Raw genomic sequence first — 26,029 nt, 5'->3', positions numbered from 1 at the left:
AAGTAATTCCTCCTCCACTCCTCAATAAAAAAACTGTGACCATGTCACAGTTTCGGCGGCACGTCAAAAACATGCTAATCGAAGTGTTTCATATCTGTATATTTACGCTCATTGATTTTACCACCTAACTATATACTGGTCAACGTTTATCCCTCTTTTTCAAATTAAAAATTTAGTATAGAATAAAAAGCAGACAAATTAGTTTACTTTATGTTACAAATATAACTATAAACTTTTATGAAAGAGTGAATTTAATTGATATTAATGAAAGATATTACCCGTGATGGTAATCCTGTGTTACGTAAAGTCGCTAAACCATTAACTTTTCCTTTAAGTGAACACTACCAAAACTTAGCTAAAGAAATGATGGAGTATCTTGTTAATTCTCAAGATCCTAAAATTGCCGCAAAACACCAACTAAGAGCAGGTGTAGGCTTAGCAGCTCCGCAGGTAGGTGAAAGTGTCCAAATGGCTTCACTATTAGTTCCTAACGATAAGGGCGATATAATTTTTAAGGAAACTTTTGTTAATCCCGAAATATTGTCTGAATCTGTTAGGCAAGCATGTCTCAGTGAAGGTGAAGGCTGCTTAAGCGTTGACAAGGTAATTGACGGGTATGTCCCTAGACCGGACAAGCTAAAGGTCCATTACTACACTGTCTCCGGAGAAGAAAAAACCGTACGCTTAAAAGATTACCCTGCAATTGTAGCATCCCATGAAATCGAGCATCTACGGGGACATCTGTTTTATGATCGCATTAATAAGGAAGATCCATTCAAACTGGATGATGATACTGTTATAATTTATTAATTGTTTTAAAAATATTTAAGCCGTCTTTTTTGATTTGACGGTTTTTTTAATAAAGCTATTAGAACTTGATTCTATACTTGATTTCTTATGTATGGTAGAATTTTATTAGCTATTGGGTATTTTTTGTTATCCAAAATATGAACGTTTTATAAACTGAATAAGGAGAATACAAATATGATCTACAAAGTTTTGTATCAAAAAGACAAGGTTGTCAACCCTAGACGGGAGACAACTCAGACTCTTTACCTTGAAGCCGATAATATGGTGGCAGCAAGGACTATGGTTGAGGAGAATACCCCCTATAATATTGAACTCATCCAAGAATTGGCCGGAAATTCGCTAACTTACGAAAAAGAACATGCCGACTTTAAATTGACCTCTTTTGAGAGTAAGAAGTAGTTTTCGTGCGCATTAAAAATAATGAAGTTGCCGTCGTTGCAATCGGGGGGTTGCACGAAATAGGCAAAAATATGTATTGTGTTCAATACCAAGATGAGATTATTATCATGGATTGTGGTATTAAGTTTCCTGAAGATGATCTTCTTGGCATTAATTATGTAATTTCTGATTATTCGTATTTAATTAAAAACCGGAAAAAAATTAAAGCACTTGTTGTGAGTCACGGTCATGAAGACCATATTGGCGGTATTCCGTTTTTACTGGAAAAAATTCCAGAAATTCCGGTTTACGCCACTCCTTTTGCTTTGGCACTTATTAAAGGAAAACTCGAAGAACACGGCATTCTGCGGACAACAGAATTGCACGAGGAGCATGAAGACACTGTCCTTAAATTCAAAAAATTAACAGTGACTTTCTTTAGAACTACCCACTCTATTCCTGATACTCTGGGTATAGCCGTTCATACTCCGCTGGGTGCAGTCGTGTTTACTGGTGATTTCAAATTTGATTTAACACCTGTCATGAATCAACCTGCCCCTGATTTTCAAAAAATGGCTAAATTAGGTAACGAAGGTGTTCTAGCTTTATTATCTGATTCGACTAACGCTGAAGTAACGCAATTTACCAAGTCCGAACGTTTTGTAGCCAAATCGCTACATGACATTATTACAGGAATTCATGGTCGAATAATATTCGCCACCTTTGCCTCTAATCTTTACCGTGTTTCAACCGCTATTCAGGCGGCCAAAGATACTGGACGTAAAGTTGCCATTTTTGGACGGAGCATGGAAAATGGCGTACAAAATGGGATTGACTTAGGTTACTTAAATGTTCCTGATGGTTTGATCGTTGATGCTAACGAAATTAACCATACCCCGGCAGAAGAAGTCATGATTTTATGTACTGGTTCCCAAGGTGAACCGCTGGCGGCTTTATCTCGAATAGCTAACGGCACTCACAGGCAAATAAGTCTGCAACCAGGAGATACAGTAATTTTCTCCTCTAACCCGATTCCTGGAAATACCTTAAGCGTCAATCATTTGATTAATAAATTAATGGAGGGCGGCGCCAATGTCGTTCATGGCAGAATAAATAACGTCCATACATCTGGACATGGTGGTCAGGAAGAACTTAAAATGATGGTTCGTTTGACCAAACCCAAGTACATGATTCCTGTTCACGGCGAATACCGGATGCAAGTCATTCATACTGAATTAGCACAGGCAGCCGGTGTTCCAGCAGAAAATACTTTTGTCCTTGAAAACGGCGAAGTAGTTTGTTTTGGTCCTGAAGGATCAAGAATAGCCGGTCATATTCCTGCGGGCGATGTTTATGTTGACACTTCAGGTACTGCTGATGTGGGCAATGTTGTTGTCCATGACAGACAAGTATTATCAGAAGATGGTTTGGTGGTTGTGGTAGCAACTGTTGATTATAAGCATAAACGTGTACTGGCTGGTCCCGACGTTTTAAGTCGCGGTTTTGTCTACATGAGAGAATCTACAGAATTAATTAATCAAGCACAGAAGCATATTTATCATGTGCTAAAATCTGAGATGGACAAAATGGAACACCCAAAAGACAGCATAATTCGCAATGCGATAATCGCTAACCTATCAGACTTTCTGTATTCTAAAACAAAAAGACGGCCAATGATCTTACCTATGTTAGTTGAGAAAAAATAAAAAAAGCCTGTTTTGTACGGGCTTTTTTGTATAATGAATGAAATTATATGAACAATAAAATAAAGATACACCTTTTAGTAAATGAAACTGCAGGCAATGGTCACGCTAAGTCTGTATTTGAGCAAACTACTGCATTACTCATAAATGATAATATTAATTTTGATACTAGAAAAAGCGATTACGCTGGTGAGGCAATTCGCATCGCTCAAGACTATAGTAATCGACCACATTCTTCAAATGAAATTTTATTAGTAATCGGTGGAGATGGTTCACTCAATGAAGTGCTTAATGGCATTAAGCGTTCAAGTAATCCTGCCACACCTATCGCTTATTTGCCCGCTGGTACAGGAAACGATTTCGGGCGTGCAGCCAGTTTAACTGCTGATCCTAAAATTTTACTTGATCGCTTAAAAGGCGGAGTTAAGCCCGATCAAATTGATTGTGGTTCATTTATTTTTCCTGATATTAATAAAGATAAAAAATACTACTTTGCCAATAGTTTCGGTGTTGGTTTTGATGCTTTTGTTAACCACAATAGCAATATCTCTAAATTAAAAAAATTACTGAACAGATTTAATGAAGGAAAACTGATTTACGGCTATAACGTTTTAGCAAGTGTTACTAGACAGGATACTTTTAGTGTCGATATTGAAACTAATAAGCGTAAGGTCCATTTTGATGACGCCTTTTTGGTTACAACAACCAACCATCCTTATTTAGGTGGTGGCTTGCCTCTTTTACCTAGCGCAAAAATTGACAGCCACAAAATTGACACTGTAGTAGTAGAAAAATTTGGTTTGAGAAAATTAGTCAAATTATTTATTAATCTGCTTAAAGATGGTTCCCATGTTTATGATCCCCAATTCCATTATTTTGAAGCTAAAAAAATTACCGTTAAAACTAGGCAAAAAGAATATGCTCAAGTAGATGGTGAGGAAATTAAACGCAATACTTTTAATGTTGAATTTTCCGTATCTAGTTTTAATTTATTGCGCTAATTTAATATATTTAAAAAAGCAGACATTTATTAAAATGTGTCTGCTTTTTTGTTTTGCCTACAGTTTTTCATCATTTTGATTTGAGCTAGTAGCAATTAACAATAGTTTTATGTACTATGAAAGATTAAACTTTAAAAAGTGTCAAATGATCCGTTTTTACGTTCTTTTCTAATACTAAAATTGAAAACTAAAATACCAACCAGAAACCAAACTAAATTTACCACTATAAATAATATTAATTTTGAAATCGAAATTCCATGACCAAGAAATATTTGCCGAACTATTTCAACACCACCTACATAGGGAATGATTTCTTGAAAGACATTATAGACTGGTAAGTAGACGTTGGACAACATGAGTAATAACGCCTGTAAAATAGTAGCCCACTGCCCCATTCTTTTAAATCTAATTGAGCCTGAGGCGAAAATCATCCCGATGCCAAACATTCCTAAGTTGGAAATTAAGGAGAAGACAAACGTTAACAGTAAAGCCTTTAATAATTCAAGTACTGAAAAGATGGAAAAGAACGAGGCAATAAAACCTATAATAAAAAGATAGATCCATACAAACAAATTTCCTGCCAAAGTTTGGATAAAGTATAAGACCCATAAGGGAAAGACAGATTGACTTTCACTTTCAAGCAAACCAGCTTGCTCATCAGCCTCTACTCCATTGCTACATTCACCCATTGAAGAAATGCCAATACTCCAAAACAAAAAGCCAACTATAGTAAACAAAACTCCTTGTTTTGTACCATACGCCTGGCCCAATTGTGCAGGTTGGGTGAACAGAATAACTATTAAAAATGCACCAGCATATAAAACCAGTGAACTAATAGCCGAATTAATATAGCGAGTTTGCAGTTTTAACTGCAGATAGACTTGTACGCAAAAAATATTGAATAGCTCTTTAATTTTTTTCATTTTGCTTCCTACTTTCGCCTGTAAATCTCACCATATTCAGTAATCAGGTCATTTTCTTGCATTTTATGTTCAATGTTTTTTTCAATCTGACCATCCCTTAAAAACAAGTAATGATCAACAACTCCTGAAAGCATTTGCGTATCATGAGACGAAATAAAAATAATATTGCCGTACTTATTTTTTAAATCAAGAATAAAGGCAGCTAAGTCTTCCTGAGCGGCTATATCCAGACCATTTGAAGGCTCATCCAAAAGCAAAACTTCTGTTTCCAAAGCGGCTCCCACTAAAATAGCAGCCTTTTTCTTCAAGCCGGTAGACAAATCCTGAAAAAAAGTATTAAGCTCCTTTGAAAAATTAAAGACTTGTGCCATTTCGCGAATATTTTTTTCGGTTCTTTTGACACTAATTCCTTTAAGTGACGAAAAATACAGTCCATTTTCAAGAGTATTCAGTCTGTACATGAGGCCTCTTTCACCGGAAGCCACAAAAGTAGTATGCAACCTAGCCCATTTAACATAGGATTCCTCGGTTTGATCATTTTTAATAATACCTTCCGTTGGTTCCAATACTCCGGCTAGTAACCTTAACATGGTTGACTTTCCCACCCCATTAGGTCCTACCAGACCAATCACTGTGGGCTCCAAGGGAATTTTAAAGTTAAGATCATAAAAGACAGGCTTTTTGCCGTAGTTTTTCTTCACCCGCTCGAAAATTATTGCCATATTTTTACTCCTTAATTATTAGGCTATAATTAAAAATATAACAATAATTTAATCATTATTTTTTTAAAATAGCAATAAAAAATACTATTTAAATTCATTTTCTTAATTTAAATATGATACATTTACTTCTATTTGGGCTAACTGCATGATATTTTTTACTAAGTTTTCCGGGTCACTTTCACAACTGATTACACCATTTTCAGCGTTAAAAGAAAATCCTGCATTAAAGACCAAATCTGCCGCTGCATCTATTAGTTCGGTATCACTTGCACTTGGATCCAACTTAAATAATGCACGTCCGTCATCATTAATATCGAAACTACCGTTTTGACTCTTTTCGACAAAGCAGTAGACAGTCTCACCAAAAGAATCTTTTAAAATCGTTTCGATTTCAAGAGTATCTGGCCCAAATTCTAAAACTTTAGTATGTTGTGCTATCCATTTAGTAATATCTTTTTGCAGGCTCAAACTAGAATAATCAGCGTTTTCATGCACCATTTTTTAAATTCCTATCTCGTTTTAGTTTCTAACTTAATATTTTGCATCCCAATCATCGGGTCTATTTGACCTGAATATATCAATTCTGGGGTTAAAATATAATCTTGTTTTGGAGTTGCAAGTGTGTTAGTTTCAGCTATATCTTGCTTATCTCTATTTTTATCGGACTTTTCCTCTGCGCGAGAGTCCTCTTTCACATTTAGCGCTGTTTGCAATTTAGCAGTTAAACCGGTTTGGCGGTCATTACCTGAGTTATTCAAGGCCATCTCATAAGCACGCGGATCACCAATTAAAACCAGATTTTTTTCAGCACGAGTTACCGCGGTATATAACAAATTACGTTTAAGCATGACGTAATTTTGCATAGTCAAGCTCAGAATTACTAACGGAAATTCCGAGCCTTGTGCCTTATGTATTGTAATTGCATAAGCTCTAGTTACATCAAAAAGATCTTTTTTGCTAAAAGTAATTTCTCTACCATCAAAATCAGCAACCATACACTTTTGGGCATTATCATTATCAATTGCTAAAATTTTACCTATTTGACCATTATATATATCTTTTTCAGGATTATTTTGTAATTGTAAAATGCGGTCGCCAATGCGAAACTTTTCATCATGAATTTCAAGTATTTTGCTAGTAGGTTTTGCAGGATTAATTATTTCCTGAATTACATTATTTAGATTAGTTACTCCGCCATCGCCTTGGTACATTGCTCCTAAAACTTGAATATCATCCGGATTAAACCCTTTTGCTAGGGCGCGCTCAACTATTTGACTGACAACATGAGAAACTTCATGAGGCGGGCAGGAAATAAAAGAATAGTTTTTGGTTTTCTTAAACAAGGCCGCACTATTCTGTCCAAGATTTATATCATGGGCAAGCGTAATAATGCTTGAATCGTCTCCTTGCCGATGAATTTGTTTGAGAACAGTAGTCGGAAAAGCATGCGACTTAATTAAATCACTAAAGACATTTCCCGCTCCCACAGAGGGCAACTGGTCTTTATCGCCAACAAAAACAATATGTTTGGTCTCATTAATACTGGCAACAAGCTGTTTAAATAAAAACATATCTACCATTGACATTTCATCAATAATTAAAATTTCCCCATTGAGTTCGTTCAAATCGGTGGCATCATTTTCACCAATTCCTAAACCCAATAACCGGTGAATAGTTTTAGCTGTAATACCAGTTATTTCTTCCATTCTTTTTGCGGCACGACCAGTGGGCGCAGCTAGTAAAAACGGTGGGTCCGAGCTATATAAAGCTGATGATGGTATTTCAGCCAAATCACGCAATGCTAATAGAATGCCATTGATAATAGTTGTTTTCCCAGTTCCGGGTCCACCTGTTAATATTGAAATAGGATGGGTCAGAGCGTTTTTAATAGCAGCTTTTTGTGTTGCATCATATTTAATTTTTAATTTGGTTTCGGCCTTAGTTATCGCCTGATTAAGTTCCTTGTCACTATATTTTGCAGTCTCTTGACTCTTTTCAACCAAGTTTTTCATTGTATTGGCAATATCTGTTTCAGTTTCAAATATTTCTTGCAGAGCTGCATGATTGCCCAACACAACTACTTTACCCTGATGCTGCAAGTTATTGACGCAGTCAACAATGACATTAAATTGGTTAATCTGTAATAGTTTTTTAGCATCGGTCAGAAGCTTTTCCAACTTAACGTAAGTATTGCCTTCTTTTCCTACTTCATCAAGTAAAATTTGAAAAATTGCACCGTTAACTCTTTTGGGATCCGCAGCAGCAATTCCTAACTTTTGACCAATACGGTCGGCACTTTTGAAAGCATAACCTGTCACTTCGGCAATTGAGGCGTATGGATCTTCTTCCAGTTTAGTTAAAGTTTCGCCATGATAAAGTTGATAAAGTCTTCCCGCCACTTTTTTATTTAAGCCAAATTGAGCTAGTTGCAAAACTGTTTCCGAATAAGAATCCATTGAGTTAATTCCGCTGAGCAAACTGTCCTTTTGCTTTTTAGTTAGAGAAAGAGTAGCAATTTTCCCCGGCTTTTCTTTTAATACATTCAGTGCATCCATCCCTAAATCAGATACGATGGTGTCAGCTGCTTTTTTGCCTATTCCGGGAAACTTATTTGAACTTAAATAATTAATTAAACTGCCTTTTTCATGTGGCAAAGCCAATTTATAATTTTCGCAGTGAAATTGTAAACCGAATTTATTATGTACTGTCAACTTACCAGTAAAACTATAAGTCGCTCCTATTTGAACATCGCCAAAATTACCGGTGACTTTAATGTCATCCCGGTCGTAATTTTCCAATTGACCTATAATCGAAACGTCAAGAATTTTATAAAGATCTTGGTCGTTTTCGAAAACAATTCGATTAATTTTGCCAGTAAATTCAGTCATTTTTCTTTCTCGCTTCATTTACTAATTTTAAGATTGAAGCATACTGCTTTTGCTCTTTACTAAAAAGTTTGGGGTCTTGCTCTTTTGACCTAGCAAAGTATTTTTCAGCTTCTTTGCGACTTCTAGTTAAAATGGTGATGCCCAACATAAAATTGCTTTTGGCTGTTCTTTTTATGGTAGGAATTTTGCTATAACTCATTTCTGCTTCTTTCAAATTTCCTAAGCTTAACCAAATATCGCCGATTAACTCTAAGACTTTAGCATCAACATTTTTAATAGTCAGTGCATAGGCCAGAGCTTTTTGGTTCTGCCCAATTTTAAAAAACACCAATGCTTTTTGATATAAGACTAAATCATCATTAGGAATTTGCTTGAATAAACTGAGTGCTTGGTCAAATTTACCCTGCATATAATAACATACTGCCAGATCGTAATCTAAATCCTGGGGATGAGCAACTAAGTTCTTAGCTTTTTCAAGCAATTCAGCTGCTTGATCGCTACTACCCTGTTCAATTAAATAGGTAGCAAGTTTTAAGTAGTTTTCACTATCATGCGGGTGAGCATCAATTTTCTTGATTAACTCATGTACTCTCTTTTTAACAGGAGTTGAGTCTCCTGCAGCTTTTTTGTCTGTTGTCATAACGAATCAGAATCCACCATTTTTCTATCTAAAAAGTCTGTTTTATTCCAAGTCAAAACTTTGAAGGTCTGCCCTTTATCTTTTGTTTCCAATATAGTAAGGCTTGTGTTGCTTAAACCGCCATTTTTCCTAATATCTGCTAGCGGATAACCTAATAAACCACCCATAATTGCTCCTAGAGCTGCTCCATGGCTTACTGCTAACACTTTATCATCATTTTGGTACTTGTGAGCTACTTCTTGGCCAAAACTTAATCCCCGAGCAATTACTTCAGGATAATTTTCTCCACCAATACTGTGACCATCATATTTTGCGGGTTTATTCCAGATATCATCAACTTGTTTGGGATATTTACTTTCTGCTTCAGAAAAAGTGAGCCCTTCCATCGCTCCCAGATCAAACTCGCGCAAACGCTCATCTACATTTATTTGGGCTTTATAACCAGAAATTTCAGCAAAATTTTCTGCCGTAGTTTTCGCTCTTTTTAAGGGACTAGTATAAATGCCGGCAAAATTTGTTCCTCGTAAATAATCAGCCAGTTTGCCGATATCAATTAGACTTTGAGTTAAAAGTGGTGAATCACCGTGTGCCCCCTGAAAACGTTTTTGTAAATTCCATTCTGTTTTACCATGTCTCACAAAATAAATCTGCATTAAATAATTATCCTTTTCTGTTGCTATTAGTTTCTAGTTTATCATTTAATTTGTTTAAAAGAAAAAGAGTAGGAGTAAGCAAAAAAGGAATGCCGAAGACATTCCCTTTGATAGCTAAAATTAAACTAATTGTAATTGCTGCTCATTCTGGTAAGCACAATCAATATTGCCGCCACCCAAGCATTCTTCGCCTTGATAAAGAACCAATGCCTGTCCTGGAGTAACAGCACGAGCAGGCTCATCAAAGTAGACTTTTGCTTTGTTATTGGCTGCATCATACGATACAGTCACACCAACATCAGGCTGACGGTAACGGAACTTAGCAGTGCAATGGATCTCAAAATCATGCTCGGGTTGGCCAGTAAAGAATGACATATCACTAGCTTCTAGCTCCGTCGCATAGAGCAATTTACTGTCATAGCCCTGATGAACAATCAGTTGATTCTTTTGCAAGTCTTTACCAACTACAAACCAAGGTGCTGTTGATTCTTTAGTTGAACCAAGTCCCAAACCTGATCTTTGACCAATAGTATAGTACATTAAGCCGGCATGGTGACCAACAACGTTGCCATCAGGGGTGATCATATCTCCAGCTTGGGCAGGTAAAAACTCACTCAAAAACTTACGGAAGTTTCTTTCACCAATAAAGCAAATTCCAGTTGAGTCTTTCTTCTTAGCAGTGGCTAAACCACTTTTAAGTGCAATCTCACGCACCTGCGGCTTAGTCAGGTTAGCTAATGGAAATATCACACGACTAATTTGATCTTGGCTCAGCTGACTTAAAAAGTAAGTTTGGTCTTTATTACCATCTTTAGGACGCATCATATGGGTAACGCCGTTCTTGTCCTTAAAGGTTTTGGCATAATGACCCATTGCAATATAATCAGCGTCAAGATTGAGTGCGAATTCCAAGAATGATTTAAATTTAATTTGGCTATTACACATAACATCAGGGTTCGGTGTGCGCCCTTTTTTATATTCATTTAAAAAATATTCGAAAACGCGGTGCCAATATTCTTTTTCAAAGTTGATAGAATAATAAGGAATGCCAATCTGATCGGCCACCCTTTTAACATCTTCATAATCGTCAGTCGCAGTGCAAACACCTGAATCATCGGTGTCATCCCAATTTTTCATGAAGACGCCGATAACATCATAGCCCTGCTCTTTTAAAAGAAGGGCAGAAACCGAGGAGTCAACTCCTCCACTCATACCAACAACAACTCTTGTTTTGCTTTTTGCCAAATTAATCAATCCTTCACTGCAACAATAATATTTCGCTCCTCTAAATCTTTCAAAATGTAGTCTAAAAGTTCAACTGTAGGAGCTAATTGCTTATTCTTAAAAATATTAACCTTTTGCAGACCATTTTTATCAGTCACAACCATTGTTAAATGAGACATTTCTTTATTAATGGTCATTTTTAACTTAGTTGGGGCATCGTATGGCGATTCATTATAAAGCGGATGTTCATAACTAAAATTACCTTTAACGGTTTTAACAAAGCCCGCATCGATTAACGCATAGAGTTTTAAATCTGGGCTAAGAGTAAACTTGCGTGTATCACCATTAATAATAACTGTATTTGCCATAATTTTACCTCACTTACTAATAATAAGCATATTTGTTTTAAAAAGCAATTATTTTATTTGTTTTGGAGCTTGCTCACAACTTTAACCAACTGGTTTGCAAAAGCGCGCACCTCTTTCTCCGTAGTGAAGCGTCCAAAAGAGATCCGAATAGATTCATTAATTCTTGGCGATTTTTTACCAAAACAAGCAACTAGTACATGTGAAGGCTCAATTGATCCTGCAGTGCAGGCAGAGCCACCGGAAACCGCAAAACCTGCTAAATCCAAATTTGTCTGTAAAAGGGTGGTGGAAACATCATTAAAAAATAAATTTAAGATATGATGTGAATCATATTCTTTAATGCCGCCATTTACTTGAAAGTCTAATTGAGCTTCTTCAAGTTGATTTAAAATTATACCTTGCAGCTTTTGATATTTCTTTTGCAGTTGTTCCTTATCTATAGCAGCAATTTCACTGATAGCCTCACCAAAGCCGGCAATTCCGGGAACATTCTCAGTGCCAGCTCTGCGTTTGGTTTCTTGTTCACCACCATAAACTAAAGGCGGCAAGTTAATTGCATTTCTTTCATATAAAAAGCCTAAAAACTTGGGTCCGTTTATTTTATGAGCAGAAGTTGACAATAAGTCAATATTCATTTTCTCTACGTCTAAGTTAATGTTACCTAAGCCTTGGACTGCGTCAACATGAAAATAAGCATTGCTTGGCTTTACAATAGCTCCAATTTCCGCCAAAGGGTTGATTGTACCCATTTCATTATTGACAGCCATAATTGAAACCAAAATAGTTTGAGGAGTAAGTGCCTCTTTTAAATCTGCTAAAGAAATACGCCCGTTTTCATCAACATCCAGATAAACGACATCATAGCCTTCTCGTTGCAACTGCTGCATTGGTTTTAAAACGGACGGATGCTCAATTTTCGTTGTGATGATACGCTTGCCGATATTTTGACGACTATGTGCTGTACCAAAAATTGCAGTATTATTGCTTTCTGAGCCTCCGGAGGTAAAAATAATTTCACTTTCTGAAGCATTTATCGCGTGTGCCGCTTTTTGTCTGGCTAAGTCGACAACATGACGAGCCTTTCGTCCTAGTTCATATGTACTTGAAGCATTACCAAAGTCATTTTTCATTTCAGCCGTAATAACATTAATTACATTATCTGACATTGGTGTTGTAGCAGCATTATCTAAATAAACTTCTGTCATTAGTTTAAGCCATCTTCTCTATGTATGAACAAATTATTTTAGCGGCTTTTGCACCAACTTTTTGAGCAAAATGGTCAAAATCGCCGTTAGCATCTTGGTTACCATTATCTGAAATGGCACGTAAGCCAATCAAGGGCTTTTCAAAATGATAAGCTACTTGAGCAAAAGCAGCTCCTTCCATCTCCACTCCTAAAGCAGTAGAAAAATTCTGCTTGATTTTATCTTTTTGCACTTGAGAACCAATAAAAGAATCGCCTGTAACAATTAATCCTTCTTGATAACCAGTCTTTTCTTTCTGTAAAAATTGGGCAAAATTACTTCTAGCAGTTGAATCTAAGTTGAATACTGCCGGTTCGCCCGGTATTTGTCCTTCAACATAATCACCAGCCAAAGTGTTATGGGCATCATGATACGCAAAAGCACTTGCCAAAATTAAATCTTCTTTATGAACACTATCTTGTAAAGACCCAGCAGTACCAGTCATAAAAATTAAATCAATATCAACCAGACTTAGTAAACTAGCTAAATTCATAGCTGCTTGCACTTTGCCTATTCCGCTCAAACCTATATACACATCATTCTGATTAACGCAAAAATGCTCGAATGTAGTAGATCCGAACATTTCTTTGTGACCAGAGTGAAAATACTTACGATAATATTCAGCCTCAATTTCCATTGGGACAATAATTGCTATCTTCATTTTTACCCTCGTTCAATTTTATAAGTGAAATAACGCAAATAATACCAAAATTATTAAAACAGCCACAATTAAAATAGCACGGTTGAGCTTGCCTTTTAATTTTAAAGCTTTTTCCTGACTTGTAGGTGACTGTGACTTAGCTTCTCTATTGGGAGAGTTTCGTTTCTTTTCGCCAGTTTCTGCATTAAACTGCTCGTTTGTGTGCACAACTTCATCTGCATCACGGGTAAATTCAGGATTAACATCAACTTCTTCATCACTATCATCAAAAGCAGACTTGATGGAGTTTAGAACCTTCTTACCCCTTTGCCGTTTTAATTTTTTACGGTAATCAGATCGTTTTTCAGTCATTTTGCTCCTTAGTATCAGCACCCGTCAGCAGCATATTTTCCCATACACTCATTGCATACAACGTTTTGGCATCAACAATTTTACCTTCTGCTGAAAGACGCTTCAACTCTTCTAAATTAAACCAATGACTAGTAAGAAACTCGTCTGGGTCAAGTGCCTTTTTATCAGTCAGTTTTGTTAATGTATCGCAATAAAATAAATAGAGCTTTTCGTCAGTAAAACCTGGTGAAGAATAAAATTCAGTAATTTTCTCCCAGTAATCTGCATGATAGCCGCCTTCTTCATTCAGCTCTCGTTTCATCGCATCCAGTGGACTAGCATCAGTATCATCAATTAAACCAGCAGGAATTTCTAAAGTCAGTTCTTTAATCGGTTCGCGCCATTGTTCAACCAGCAACATTTCCTGCTTGTCATTTACTGCGATAGCAGCTGAAGCAGGTTGATGTTTTACCACTTCCCGCGAGGCAGTTTCACCATTGGGCAATTTAATCGTTCTTACAGAAAGATCGACAATACGACCCGTAAAAATTTGTTTTGAAGAGATTTCAGTTTCTGTTAAATCCATTATTCACTTTCCTGTTAATCAGCTAAATATACGTTGACACATTGTAAGCCATTTTTACCTTGAGCGAGTTGGTATTTAACTTTTTGACCAACTTGCAAGCGGCGATAACCTTCTTCTTTAATAGCTGTATAAAAAACAAAATATGATTTCTGATTTTCATCATCAGTGATAAAACCAAAACTGCTGTTTCGGTCAAACTGTTTTACTTTACCGTAACGCATTATTCTTCCAAGCCTTCTTGAACTGCTTCGGGATAATCTTCTTCAACTATCTTAGCACATCTTCCGCATAGCATAGGTATTTTATTATCTGCACCAATGTCTGTTCTGATCATGCGGCAACGTGGACAAACTTCACCTTCAGCATGTTCAACTATAAAAGCACCATTTGGCAATTTTTGCGCATTTTCAGGTGCTGCACCTGAAGCAATAGTTAATTTAGAAACAATTAAAATTTGTCTAAAGTTTGCGTTCAGTTTAGTTAAAACTGTTTGCATTTCAGCTGTTGGATAAATTGTAACCGCAGCTTCAAATGATTTACCAATTAATTTTTGATCACGAGCTTCTTCAAGAACTTTTAGGACATCATCACGTAAGTTCATGAATTTATGCCAATTTTCAGTCAATTCATCATGGTTTGAATAAGTTTCAACCTGAGGCATTTCTGCAAGTTGAACGTAATCTTCCTTTTCTTTAAGGAAAGACCAAACTTCTTCCATTGTGTGTGGCAAAATTGGTGTCAAAATTTTGGCCAATTTAACGGCAGCATCATAGATAACGGTTTGCATTGATCTTCTTGCATGACTGTCTTGACTTTCAATGTAAAGCACGTCTTTAGCAAAGTCTAAATAAAAGGCAGACAGATCATTTGAAATAAATGCGAATACTTTTTTATAAACATTATTAAAGTCATAACGTTCATAACTGTCAAGACAAGTTTTAACTAAGTCATTAAGACGTACTTCCATGTATTGGTCAATTGAGTTGAGATCTTGATATTCTACACGATTGACTTGTGGGTCAAAATCTGAAGTATTGGCCAACATATAGCGGAATGTATTTCTAATCTTACGGTAACTCTCTGAAGTCTGACGCAATATATCTTGTGAAACTGCAACATCAGAAGTAGTATCAACAGATGCGACCCACAAACGAATAATTTCTGCACCCATTTGCTTGATGACATCATTTGGTGAAATTACATTACCTAAAGATTTGGACATTTTATGTCCTTTTTCATCCAGAACAAATCCTTGAGATAAAATGCCACGATATGGAGCAATTCCTTTTGCTGCTACAGAAGTAATCAAACTGGAGTTAAACCAACCCCGATATTGGTCACTGCCTTCAAGGTAAAGATCACATGGAAAGCGCAAATCAGGTCTTTTGGCTAATACAGCTTGATGGGAAGACCCTGAATCAAACCATACGTCCAAAATATCGGTTTCTTTAGTAAATTTACCATTTGGAGAATGCTCAGAAGTAAAGCCTTCAGGCAATAATTCCTTAGCAGTCTTCTTATACCAAGCATTAGAGCCCTCTTTAGCAAAAATCTGTGCAATATGCTCGATAGTTTCTGGCGTAACAATTGGAGTGCCATCTTCTGCATAAAAGATTGGCAAAGGAACGCCCCATGCCCGCTGTCTTGAAATTACCCAATCGCCACGATCTTTAATCATGTTATGCAAGCGTAACTTGCCCCAAGAAGGAGTGAAATTAACTTGATCAATTTGGTCAAGAATTTGCTGGCGACACTTATCAATTGATGCAAACCATTGGGTAGTAGCACGATAAATCACAGGCTTATTCGTACGCCAATCATGTGGATATGAGTGGGTAAAGAAACTTAGTTTCAGTAAATTGCCTGACTTCTTTAATTTTTCGCTGACAACTTTGTTTGCATCATTATAAAATAATCCTACTAAATCAGGATCTTCAATTTCTTCCGTAAAGCAACCCTTATTGTCCATTGGACTATAAACGGGAATGCCATATTTTTGCGCTACATTATAGTCATCTTCACCAAAACCGGAAGCTGTATGAACTAGACCTGTACCATCACTGGCAGTGACATGCAAAGCATTCATTACTAAAGAATCACGATCATATAGTGGGTGTTTAGCTACCATACGATCCATATCTTTACCCTTTAGGTGTTGGGTAACTTTATAGTCATTCCAGCCCAATTCTTCAGCAACTGCTTCTAATCGATCAGTACCAACAACGTATCGCTTATCGTCAACTTGAACTACTGAATAATCAAAGCCCGGATTTACAGTAATTCCTTGGTTAGTAGGAATAGTCCATGGTGTAGTTGTCCAAATCAAGAAATAAGTGTTTTGTGGGTCTAAAAGACCTTTGCCATCTTTAACAGGGAAAGAAACATAAATTGATGGTGACTTGATATCATGGTATTCAACTTCGGCTTCAGCTAGAGTTGACTCACTTGAAGGTGACCAATATACAGGTTTTTTACCTTTATAGATATAGCCCTTTTCGAACATTTTACCGAAAACGCGAATTTCCTCTGCTTCGTATTCAGGCTGAAAAGTAATGTACGGATGATCCCAATCACCCATAACACCTAAGCGCTTGAAGTCAGCCATTTGCTTTTTGACTTCTTCTTGAGCAAAATCTTGACAAAGCTGACGATAATCTGCCAGATTCATCTTCTTGCGGTCAACACCCTGCTTAGTCAGTTGCTGTTCAATTGGTAAGCCGTGAGTATCCCAGCCAGGCACATAAGGAGCATAGTAGCCGTTCATATTTTTAAAACGAACAATAATATCTTTAGAGATCTTGTTCATAGCGTGACCGATATGGATATTGCCATTAGCAAATGGAGGACCGTCATGCAAATCAAAACGAGGTTTACCCTTGTTTAACTTTAATCTCTGTTCATATAATTTGTTTTCTTCCCATTCTTTTTGCCATTGCGCTTCTCTTACAGGCAAATTTCCTCTCATTTTGAATTTGGTCTTACCCAAATTAAGAGTATCTTTCACTCGCATTTTTATTCCTTTCTGTAAAAAAAGCCTCGTCCTAAAATTAGGGCGAGGTTAATTATCGTGGTACCACCTAAATTGAGCTTTTAAGCTCCACTTATTGATTGTGTATCGTACAACTTACGTAACAAACCATTATTAACAGCTGATCAACCTTTGAGCTCTGATACTAGCCTCACACCGGCGCTAATTCGCTGAATTGCTCTTAGGTTTTACTGCCAGTTTGTTATTTATGATTTTTATAGTCATTCGGAAAGATAACAGTAGGACCTGAACTATTGGTATTGGAAGAACTGCTTTGATTATTGACAGTTTCAATGCTGGGACTATCACCCGTCATTGGCTGAGGACTATCATTATCTTCGTCAATGTCTTGTTCAAAGTTTACTTCATCGGCACTATCGTTGTCAACCTCGATGCCATCATCGTCATCATCATCGTCTACGTCAACTTCTTCTTCTTCATCGGTTAACATGATTGGTTCTGCACCATCTGGAGGATAAAAACGCTCTGTACCGAAGTATTTATCAAGAGCTTTTTGCCATTTTTCATCATTAAGATTTTCAATAGCTTTTTGTAAAAGCTCTTGAATGTAACTACGGTAACCAGCAACCTCTTTTTTAACACGATCATAATCTGATTTAACTGATTCAAGCTGTTGACGCTGATAATCAGTATCAAGCTTGGCCTGTTCAGCCTCATTATTTGCTTGAACAGTTGCATCGTTGATGATTCTTTCCGCTTTAATCTTAGCGTTACCAACTGCCTCTTTAGTTGCATTTTCGTTTTGTTGATACTGGTCAACTTGTTTCTGTAATTCAGAAACTTGATTTTGTAAATTGACAACCTTATTTTTTAAATCAACAGTTTGATCGAGAGCATCGCCATAATCGTTAATAATTTGATCTAAAAAACTATCAACTTCACGTCTATCGTATCCACTGAAGCCCCGCTTTTTAAATTCTTTATTGTGAATTTCCATCGGAGTTAGTCTTTGCTCTTTTTCCTTTTCGTCTGCCACAGTTTATACACCACCTTAAAATTACCTTTCCTAGTTGTTTTAACGTCTAAAATCTTTATTCTGCCAAAGTGTCTTATGCTTAGGACATCATCTTCTTTAATCATTATATTAAAATTGGTTGCACTATGCCAATTCAATTTAACCAAATTATTTGCTATATCATTTTTGGTTTGTTGTCTGCTTTTTTTCGTTATAGCAGCTACTAACGCATCTAGTCTTAAAGAAGAAGCAATGGCAGTCGCTTGTGCGCTATCATCTTCTACAATAAGAACTTTTTGCTTAGTGGTAGGTCTTAATCTCACCTTCGTGTGACCGATATAATTTATTTCACTGGTAAAAAAATCGCTCAATTCACTTTTAGCAAAAAATTGCCAGTGACCAGCACCATCGGTAATAATATCGCCAAAAGTTGATGTTTCAACACCAGAATTAGCTAAAGAACCCAAGATTGCACTATGAGTCAAGGTGGCAAATTTTCGAGAATATTCAATGTCAAAAACAGTGATTTGAAATGCTGCTGGTGAGAACTCTAAATTACTATTATCTAACAACACCCGCTTTTTTTCGGCAGAATTATAGCCGCCAAATTCAAACAAGCTAACATCGTCACCAGCTACACTTTTGAGAATATCCCTTTCTCCAGGATTTAAAAAATCTGTCAATACCACGTTGTGCTTATAAAGAACGTCGTTGATAAAACCAGTCATTTTATCTACTGTTTTTTCTGCAGCAACATCATTTTTAAATAAAACGTTTTTAGCATATTGGCTACGCTTATAAACGTTTTCTATTTTCACAAAATTCCTCCTAAAAACACTCAAATACCTGAGAATGAAACTTCTTTTTTGATTAATTATAGCATGAACAAACTTGTAAAGGCAGGTAAGTAAATTTGTAAATAAATAACTGATAAAGCTAAGTTTTGTTTAACGAGTTTTATCAGCTATTTTATTCATTTTTAAATTGTAATTAAGCAAATATCCGGAAAAGAATATTCGCAAGCCATTTAATGGCATAATCCTGCACAAAGTAAAGCAATAATAAACCGATTAAAAAAGAAATATCAATTCCGCTAGTTTGTGATAACCGTTCAATTGGACCTTTACGAAAGAGATTTAAGTAGGGATCAATAATACGATTAATTATTCTGCCAACAGCTGAATCACGCATTGAAGGAACCCAACTTAAAATCGCATCAATCACCATAACAATACTATATATCCAAATGGCATAGTTTAGTATGTAAATTCCGTAGTATATTATTCTGATTGCCATTAACTCAAAGTATCTTTCTTATCAACTAAATCACTAATTTTACCATTAGTAACAAACTTTGGTGGTGTAGCCAAAAATATTTTATCCCCAATACGTTGAATTTCGCCATTTAAAGCGTAAACAGTACCCGTGATAAAATCGACAATTCTCCTAGCAGAAGCATCTTCCATTCGGCTAAAATTAATGATTACTGCTTTATTACTAAGCAAATTTTGGGCAACATCTTTTGCATCTGAGTATACACGTGGCTCATAAAGAACTATCTTACTCTTATTCGCGCTGATACCCGACTTGATAGAAACTACCTTGTCACGATCAATTGCACCGTTATTAAGATTGTCCTCATCAGCTATCTGCTGTTCTTCACCGTATTCATCTTCCAACATTTCGTCATCATCGCTGGCAACACCGAAGAACTTGCCTATTTTACTAAAAGCCATTACTTTTGCCTCCTATTAGTTTTCACCACGATGCCTGAAAAATGGAATGTCATCAGTATCATCGTCATCAAAAGCGTTAGTTTCGATTTGTGAAATTCGGCTCTGATCATCATCATCAAATGAACTTGAAGTTTCTTCTTGCGAACTTATCTCACTTGGATTTGTACGACGATTCCCTTCATTATCATTGTCTAAGCCCCAGACACTTGTCGGATCAACCATAGGTTTATGCTTAGGAGCTTGCTGTGCTGAACCGGAATCGCTGCTTAAGCCTGATTTTGGCTCAGAAACTGTTCTGTTAGCTGTTTCAGCAGTACTATTTGAACTAACACTTTCAGGGTGAGATTTAATCTGGTGGCTGTGTCCTGGTAACTGCTTAGAAGCTTCTTCTTCTGCTTGTGAATTTATCCCAGTCGCAATCACAGTTACCACAACTTCATCTCCTAAATTAGGATTAATGGAAGTACCAAAAATAATATTGACGTCATCTCCAGCAGCCTTAGAAACTATCTCAGACGCATCTTGAGCTTCAAATAAAGTTAAATCAGGACCACCAGTTATGTTAAGCAAAACTTGTTTAGCCCCATCAATTGATACTTCAAGTAAGGGAGACGAAATAGCCAACTTAGTAGCTTCTACCGTTCTGTTTTCACCACTCGCACGACCAATTCCCATTAAAGCCGCTCCTTGGTTAGCCATCACTGTTTTAACATCCGCAAAATCAAGGTTTACGTAATCAGTGGAAGTAATCAAATCAGAAATACCTTGTACACCTTGCTTTAAAACATTATCGGCTTCCTTAAAGGCATCCATCATTGGAGTTTTCTTATCAACCATTTCCAGCAAACGGTTATTGGCAATAATAACTAGTGTATCAACATACTGTTTCAGTTGCGCAATTCCCTCAGCAGCATTTTTCGAACGCTTAGGACCCTCAAAAGTAAAAGGACGAGTGACAACACCGACAGTCAAGGCGCCTGTCTCCCGCGCAATTTTAGCTACAATAGGTGCAGCACCAGTACCAGTGCCGCCACCCATACCGGCAGTGATGAAGATCATGTCCGCACCCTTTAATGCATCCTCAATAGTCTGCTCACTTTCTTCTGCAGCTTTTTGACCAACTTCTGGGTGAGAACCTGCACCTAATCCTCTTGTCAATTTAGGCCCAAGTTGAATTTTATTTTCAGCCTTATTACTATTTAATGCTTGTACATCAGTGTTAGCAGCAACGAAAGATACTCCTTGCACACCATCATCGATCATCCGATTAACAGCATTACCACCAGCACCACCGACACCAATAACTTTGATGACAGCATTTTTATTGTCGTCTGAATCGAACGTGAAATCCATCTAATTAACCACCTTTAATCAAAGAACTTTTTAAAAAAGCTCTTAAAGCTTTTATCTTTATTTTGCGTATTATTTTTTGGTTTACTTTGCGAACTTTTTTCTCGCTTTAGTAACTCATGTCTATTATATTCTTCTTTTCTTTTTGTTTCATTAACAGCAGCCGCTCTTTTAGAAGTTTTTGTACTTTTTGGAGCTGAATTTTCTTCTTGTCCTAACGAGTTACTACCGTATATAGCATTAATTACTAAAAAATCAATATCCGACATTTTATATGCATAGTTCACAACACCGAAAGCAGCTGAGTAAATTGGGTTGCGCATTCCAATCTGATCTGGTTGATAAATTCTGGCTTTGACGTTTAAAGTGTTAGCAATTATGCTATCAAAACCTTGTAGAAGGCTGCTTCCACCTGTAATCACAATGCCGCCCGGTAATTTCAAGGCATCATGCTTAATTAAACCTTTTTCAATTCTATCAATGGTTTGCATAACCCGAGCGTTGATTATTTCACTTAAATATTCCTCATCAATCATTTGTTGGCCGTTGGAACCGACGCTATTTACTGCAAATTTATTTTTACTTGAGGCTAAATTAGGATCGGCATAACCATAATCTAATTTAATTTGTTCAGCGTCTCTTTTTGAGGTGCTGAGAACAACTGAGATGTCACTACTAATATCGCTGCCACCTTCAAAATCGATATTGGCATATTTAATCTGATTATTGTGAATTACAGTAGCAGTAGTAACACCCCCGCCTAAATCAAGGATAATTGAGCCAAAATGACGTTCACTTTCAGTTAAGGCTACGCTGGCAATTGCAAGTGGGGTGGGAATAAAAAAGTTGTTACGATAGCCAGCACGTTCAATAGCTTTTTTAATATTATGCAAAGGACTAGCCGGGGCAGTCAGCATGATACCCTGTACGGAAAGCGAATGAGCAATCATTTTGCGGGGATCATCAACTTCAGTTCTGCCATCAATTAAAAAACGGCTTGGCAAAAAGGCAATAGGTTCTCGTTCATTTTTAACGGCAGATCTGACTGCAGCACGTACAACACGCATTACATCCTGATTGCCAACCTCTTGACCATTATCGCCTACATTAACCAAATCGCTTGCAGTTTCAAGCTGCAACATTCCTACAGGTATACCAGTTACAACTCGATAAATATTAGCATTTGTTTTTTTAGCTATTTCTTTTAATGCTTTACTAATAGCAGATGCTGTTTCATCAATATCAACTATATTACCATGCCGCATCCCTTGATTAGGAACCGCAACTGCTCCAATTACCTTGCCTGAATCGGCTACAACCGCTTTCACACTTGTGGTACCAATGTCTAAGCCCACTAATAAATTTGAATTGTCCAAAATTTACCCCCTGTTGCTGCTTTTAAAAAAATTTTACCATAAAAGGAGCTCAAAATCAGCCTAAGTTAAACCATAAGCTCGCTTTTCGTTTGGTGTAAGTGGCCTGCTAAACGCACCTACTTCCAAATCAATCAAAGTATTTTTTCCCACTTTAGTTTTTATTTTATTATAATACTTTAATTTGCTTTTGAGGGTAGAAACGTTGCCAATAACTACATTTCCATCTTTCATTAAAAATATTACTTGGGATTTTCTGCGAGTATTGCCACTTAATAATTTGATTTGATCTTGAAAATCACTCGGTAAGCTGTTGAACAAATTTAAAGTTTCCTTTAAGGAAATTTCGTGATTGTATCCGACAAAAACCGGTTTATCTGAGCTAACTTTTGACCAAGGAATATATTGGCTACCTAATTTGCCATGCGAAAGTATCTTGCGATAACCCTTATTTGTTTTGATATATCCTTTAGTGTGATATTCATCAATTTTAATTACTAAATTATTAAAATGTTTCACCCGAAAATTGACATTTTTAATTTCAGAGTATTTCTGGGATAATTTGTTATTTACAACTTGCTTATTAAAAAGATAGTCAACGACCTTATCACTGGCTTTTATTCCGGTAGCAGTAACTACATCTTTTACTGGCAGGTCGGTTTCTCCTTCTATTTGAACACTTTTAACATTGGCAAGAGGAGAAATATAATAACCTAAAACTAAAATCGCAAAAAGTGATATACCAACAAGGAGACCTAAACGCTTTAATAACGCTGACTTTCTTTCATTACGTAGTTGGGAAAGCGAGGCAGAGATCTTTGTTTTAGCTTTGGTCTTTTTCTTTTGTCGATTAGATTGATGGTCCAAATAAGGTGACAACTTTTCCTTTGGATCTATCTTGGTTACGCGCTTTTTAGTCAACTGCCCCACCTCCTTTTTATTGGGAAATTTCTTGCATTACTTTAATTACTTGATCTGAAGCATCTGGAACACCCAGTTTTTTGGATGCCTGACTCATCTCATTATAGTATTTGCGATCAAGCACAATATGATCTATTGAAGAAATGAAGTTATTAATATTAAGATCATCTTCCGCAATCACCGTTGCAGCTCCTGCTTTTTCAAGATCAAGTGCATTTTTCATTTGATGATTATGAGTTACATTGGGACTAGGTATTAGAATTGCGGGAACACCCAAGGCAGTAAACTCAGCAATACTGGTAGCTCCCGACCGAGAAACTACACAAATCATTTTTGGTAATAGAGCCGGCATATCTTTTACGTATTGCAAAACCTTTATACTGTTGCCATAATCGACACCAGCCAATTTTTGCTCAATTTCCTTATAATAATATGTTCCTGTTACCCAGATAACTTGATAAGGTTTCTTTTCAAGTCGAGTCAATGATTTCAGCATTATCCTATTGATAGCTAAAGCACCCCGAGAACCACCAAATACCAGAACAGTCGGTATTTGCGGATTTAGACCCCATTCTTCTTGCATATCAACCTTGGTTGCAGATAAATTGAGCACCTGCTGTGAACGCGGGTTGCCTGTTTTGACCAGTTTCTTTTTTTCTCTAAACTGCTTAGCCGCATCATCAAATGTGTAGCAAATTTTATCTACATAATGACCTAAAAACTTATTAGCAACTCCGACAACGGAATTTGATTCGTGGATCATCGTAGGAATTTTCATTTTTGCTGCTTGATAGACCATTGCCCCGCTAACATAGCCACCGGTTCCCATAACCAGATCAGGCTTAAAATCAGTAATGATTTTCTCTGCTTTTTTTGTAGCTTTTAAGAATAGGTTAATTGTAGCAAAATTACTCAATATATGTTTACGAGAAAAACCACGCATTTCAATAGTTTTAAAATTGACCCCTGCTGCCGGAACAATTTTTGCTTCTAGACCGGTTTTAGTTCCAACAAATAAAATTTCATCATTAGTTGCTAAATTACGTTCTTTTAATCGTTCAATCAGTGCCATAATGGGGTATATATGTCCACCAGTTCCCCCACCAGTAAATATTATTCTCATTTTATTTCGTCTTTAATTCCTTCACAAAGTTAACAAAATAATCGCCGCGTTCTTCAAATGTCCTAAATTGATCCCATGACGCACATGCCGGTGAGAACAGTAAAACATCACCCGCAGTTGTTAAATCATACGCCTTAGGCACTGCTTCCTGCAAAGTATTTTCAATTACAATTTTAGTAATACCTGCTTTACGTGCTGCATCTGCAAGCAAATAACGGGTTTCGCCATATAAAACTACAGCCTTCACGTGTTTTTTTAAAAGGGGCACTAATGAATCAAAGGTAAAGCCGCGATCTAGTCCTCCTGCAATCCAAACCTCAGGTTCAGAAAAGGCGGGAATCGCTACTGAGGCCGCTTCAATATTGGTAGACTTTGAGTCGTTATAAATTTTCCGACCGTTAAGGGTCATGACATACTGTAAACGGTGCTTCGCACCAGTAAAACTAGCTAAAACTGCCCTAATGTCTTCATCAGCAGCACCCATTAATTGTGCAATTGCACTTGCAACCAGAGCATTCTGCTGATTATGTATACCAGGCAGCTTCATAGCCGCAGTTTTCATGATTTTTCCGTGCTGATTTTGTAAATAACCATCGGCAATAAAATAATCTGCCGTGCGATCATTTTCAGAAAAAGTTAAAACCTGAGCATTCGTCGCTTGCTTTTCCTTTTGTAAAATATCCTTTTGATCAAAGTTGGCTAAGAAATAATGTCCACTTGATTGCGTTCTAGTAACATTTAGTTTGGCATTAACGTAATTGGTGAACGTTTTATGATAATCTAAATGCACGTTATTATAAATATCAATAATTACTGCAATAACAGGATCAATATCGGTTACACCAAGAAGCTGAAAGCTTGAGGTTTCACAAACTAAAATATCATCTTTGGTAGCTTTTTCTACGACAGAAGAAATAGGAACGCCAATATTGCCTACAGCATAAGCATGGTGACCTTTTCGGCTTAAATAGCGGTCGAGTATCTGCTGTGTCAACATAACAGTGGTAGTTTTACCGTTAGAACCAGTGACACAAATATATGGTGCTTCACTGACACTCAGAGCTATTTCTGGTTCAGTAATTAGTGGCAGATTTAATTTTTGTGCCTCTTGCACCATTGGATTTTCATACGGTATTCCAGGATTTTTAACAAGATAGTCAAAATGTTCCTGACTCAATAATTCAACTGGATGCTTACCGCCAATAACGCGCACACCCATTTTCTCAAGTATTTGCGCATTTTGATTTTTACTTAAATCAGCCTTATCGTTCAAAGTCAGCTTTGCACCAAGTTTAAGCAGTAATTTACTTACTGCAAAACCGCTTTTACCGAGGCCTAAAACTAAAATTTTTTTATCCTGATATGTTTTAACTTGCCTCATTGATTATTTT

The 26,029-nt window shown here is 36.7% G+C and carries 27 protein-coding genes; 4 read left to right on the top strand and 23 right to left on the bottom strand.

What is annotated here, in order from left to right:
• Nucleotides 1–255 precede the first annotated feature (255 nt).
• From def to LACWKB8_RS04145, 4 genes are all read left to right on the top strand, one after another.
• A complete protein-coding gene (gene def, locus LACWKB8_RS04160; protein WP_038522395.1) occupies nt 256–810 on the top strand; it encodes a peptide deformylase in 555 nt (184 codons plus the stop codon).
• A gap of 174 nt (nt 811–984) precedes the next feature.
• Nucleotides 985–1,209, top strand: coding sequence for a DNA-dependent RNA polymerase subunit epsilon (locus tag LACWKB8_RS04155; RefSeq protein WP_038522392.1), 225 nt, complete (start codon nt 985–987; stop codon nt 1,207–1,209).
• A gap of 5 nt (nt 1,210–1,214) precedes the next feature.
• A complete protein-coding gene (gene rnjA, locus LACWKB8_RS04150; protein WP_038522389.1) occupies nt 1,215–2,894 on the top strand; it encodes a ribonuclease J1 in 1,680 nt (559 codons plus the stop codon).
• Between the two features lie 47 nt (nt 2,895–2,941).
• On the top strand, nt 2,942–3,892 hold the full coding sequence (locus LACWKB8_RS04145; protein WP_038522386.1) for a diacylglycerol kinase family protein: 951 nt from the start codon (nt 2,942–2,944) through the stop codon (nt 3,890–3,892).
• 131 nt (nt 3,893–4,023) lie between these two features.
• Here LACWKB8_RS04145 and LACWKB8_RS04140 read toward each other — a convergent pair whose 3' ends face one another.
• The 23 genes from LACWKB8_RS04140 to murD form a co-directional block, all read right to left on the bottom strand.
• Nucleotides 4,024–4,815 (bottom strand): hypothetical protein, encoded by a 792-nt coding sequence (locus tag LACWKB8_RS04140; RefSeq protein WP_038522383.1) that lies wholly within the window; start codon nt 4,813–4,815, stop codon nt 4,024–4,026.
• An 8-nt stretch (nt 4,816–4,823) separates the two neighbouring features.
• Nucleotides 4,824–5,537, bottom strand: a complete 714-nt coding sequence (locus tag LACWKB8_RS04135; protein ID WP_038522380.1) for an ABC transporter ATP-binding protein — start codon at nt 5,535–5,537, stop codon at nt 4,824–4,826.
• 102 nt (nt 5,538–5,639) lie between these two features.
• Nucleotides 5,640–6,035, bottom strand: a complete 396-nt coding sequence (locus LACWKB8_RS04130) for a DUF1828 domain-containing protein (RefSeq protein WP_052059654.1) — start codon at nt 6,033–6,035, stop codon at nt 5,640–5,642.
• 11 nt (nt 6,036–6,046) lie between these two features.
• Nucleotides 6,047–8,425, bottom strand: a complete 2,379-nt coding sequence (locus tag LACWKB8_RS04125) for an ATP-dependent RecD-like DNA helicase (RefSeq protein ID WP_038522376.1) — start codon at nt 8,423–8,425, stop codon at nt 6,047–6,049.
• Entirely contained in the window at nt 8,418–9,065 is a 648-nt protein-coding gene (locus LACWKB8_RS04120) for a tetratricopeptide repeat protein (RefSeq protein ID WP_038522373.1), read from the bottom strand. Before LACWKB8_RS04120 ends, LACWKB8_RS04125 begins: the two co-directional genes overlap by 8 nt.
• On the bottom strand, nt 9,062–9,718 hold the full coding sequence (locus LACWKB8_RS04115; protein WP_038522370.1) for a histidine phosphatase family protein: 657 nt from the start codon (nt 9,716–9,718) through the stop codon (nt 9,062–9,064). The genes LACWKB8_RS04120 and LACWKB8_RS04115 overlap by 4 nt, the downstream gene beginning before the upstream one ends.
• Nucleotides 9,719–9,838: 120 nt before the next feature.
• Nucleotides 9,839–10,963 carry a tRNA 2-thiouridine(34) synthase MnmA gene (mnmA, locus tag LACWKB8_RS04110; RefSeq protein WP_038524982.1) on the bottom strand — a complete coding sequence of 375 codons (1,125 nt, stop codon included), beginning with the start codon at nt 10,961–10,963 and terminating at the stop codon, nt 9,839–9,841.
• A 5-nt stretch (nt 10,964–10,968) separates the two neighbouring features.
• The gene (locus tag LACWKB8_RS04105) at nt 10,969–11,310 is read right to left on the bottom strand and encodes a DUF1831 domain-containing protein (RefSeq protein WP_038522367.1); all 342 of its coding nucleotides are present in this window, start codon (nt 11,308–11,310) and stop codon (nt 10,969–10,971) included.
• 53 nt (nt 11,311–11,363) lie between these two features.
• Nucleotides 11,364–12,515 (bottom strand): cysteine desulfurase family protein, encoded by a 1,152-nt coding sequence (locus LACWKB8_RS04100; protein ID WP_038522364.1) that lies wholly within the window; start codon nt 12,513–12,515, stop codon nt 11,364–11,366.
• A 4-nt stretch (nt 12,516–12,519) separates the two neighbouring features.
• On the bottom strand, nt 12,520–13,215 hold the full coding sequence (locus LACWKB8_RS04095) for a 5'-methylthioadenosine/adenosylhomocysteine nucleosidase (protein WP_038522361.1): 696 nt from the start codon (nt 13,213–13,215) through the stop codon (nt 12,520–12,522).
• A gap of 18 nt (nt 13,216–13,233) precedes the next feature.
• A complete protein-coding gene (locus LACWKB8_RS04090) occupies nt 13,234–13,566 on the bottom strand; it encodes a hypothetical protein (protein ID WP_038522358.1) in 333 nt (110 codons plus the stop codon).
• Complete coding sequence (locus tag LACWKB8_RS04085) at nt 13,559–14,131, bottom strand: NUDIX hydrolase (protein ID WP_038522355.1); 573 nt, start codon at nt 14,129–14,131, stop codon at nt 13,559–13,561. The genes LACWKB8_RS04090 and LACWKB8_RS04085 overlap by 8 nt, the downstream gene beginning before the upstream one ends.
• A gap of 14 nt (nt 14,132–14,145) precedes the next feature.
• Nucleotides 14,146–14,352, bottom strand: a complete 207-nt coding sequence (locus LACWKB8_RS04080; RefSeq protein WP_038522352.1) for a cold-shock protein — start codon at nt 14,350–14,352, stop codon at nt 14,146–14,148.
• A complete protein-coding gene (gene ileS / locus LACWKB8_RS04075; protein WP_038522350.1) occupies nt 14,352–17,141 on the bottom strand; it encodes an isoleucine--tRNA ligase in 2,790 nt (929 codons plus the stop codon). Before ileS ends, LACWKB8_RS04080 begins: the two co-directional genes overlap by 1 nt.
• Nucleotides 17,142–17,361: 220 nt before the next feature.
• Nucleotides 17,362–18,117: a DivIVA domain-containing protein gene (locus tag LACWKB8_RS04070; protein ID WP_038524980.1), complete on the bottom strand. Its 756-nt coding sequence runs from the start codon at nt 18,115–18,117 to the stop codon at nt 17,362–17,364.
• Nucleotides 18,118–18,122: 5 nt separating this feature from the next.
• Nucleotides 18,123–18,953, bottom strand: a complete 831-nt coding sequence (locus LACWKB8_RS04065) for an RNA-binding protein (protein WP_242491940.1) — start codon at nt 18,951–18,953, stop codon at nt 18,123–18,125.
• A gap of 172 nt (nt 18,954–19,125) precedes the next feature.
• Complete coding sequence (locus LACWKB8_RS04060; RefSeq protein ID WP_038522346.1) at nt 19,126–19,431, bottom strand: YggT family protein; 306 nt, start codon at nt 19,429–19,431, stop codon at nt 19,126–19,128.
• Nucleotides 19,431–19,871 (bottom strand): cell division protein SepF, encoded by a 441-nt coding sequence (locus LACWKB8_RS04055; protein WP_038522343.1) that lies wholly within the window; start codon nt 19,869–19,871, stop codon nt 19,431–19,433. The genes LACWKB8_RS04060 and LACWKB8_RS04055 overlap by 1 nt, the downstream gene beginning before the upstream one ends.
• A 15-nt stretch (nt 19,872–19,886) precedes the next feature.
• The gene (gene ftsZ, locus LACWKB8_RS04050; protein ID WP_038522340.1) at nt 19,887–21,224 is read right to left on the bottom strand and encodes a cell division protein FtsZ; all 1,338 of its coding nucleotides are present in this window, start codon (nt 21,222–21,224) and stop codon (nt 19,887–19,889) included.
• Between the two features lie 14 nt (nt 21,225–21,238).
• Entirely contained in the window at nt 21,239–22,597 is a 1,359-nt protein-coding gene (gene ftsA / locus LACWKB8_RS04045) for a cell division protein FtsA (RefSeq protein ID WP_038522337.1), read from the bottom strand.
• Between the two features lie 60 nt (nt 22,598–22,657).
• Nucleotides 22,658–23,515 carry a cell division protein FtsQ/DivIB gene (locus LACWKB8_RS04040; protein WP_038522334.1) on the bottom strand — a complete coding sequence of 286 codons (858 nt, stop codon included), beginning with the start codon at nt 23,513–23,515 and terminating at the stop codon, nt 22,658–22,660.
• A gap of 16 nt (nt 23,516–23,531) precedes the next feature.
• Nucleotides 23,532–24,638, bottom strand: a complete 1,107-nt coding sequence (gene murG / locus LACWKB8_RS04035; protein WP_038522332.1) for an undecaprenyldiphospho-muramoylpentapeptide beta-N-acetylglucosaminyltransferase — start codon at nt 24,636–24,638, stop codon at nt 23,532–23,534.
• 1 nt (nt 24,639) lies between these two features.
• On the bottom strand, nt 24,640–26,019 hold the full coding sequence (gene murD / locus LACWKB8_RS04030; protein ID WP_038522329.1) for a UDP-N-acetylmuramoyl-L-alanine--D-glutamate ligase: 1,380 nt from the start codon (nt 26,017–26,019) through the stop codon (nt 24,640–24,642).
• Nucleotides 26,020–26,029: the final 10 nt, after the last annotated feature.

Origin of the sequence: Lactobacillus sp. wkB8, assembly GCF_000761135.1 — a bacterium.
GTDB lineage: Bacteria > Bacillota > Bacilli > Lactobacillales > Lactobacillaceae > Lactobacillus > Lactobacillus helsingborgensis.
Note: the sequence above shows the minus strand (reverse complement) of the source record. Positions and strands in the feature narration are given on the sequence as shown.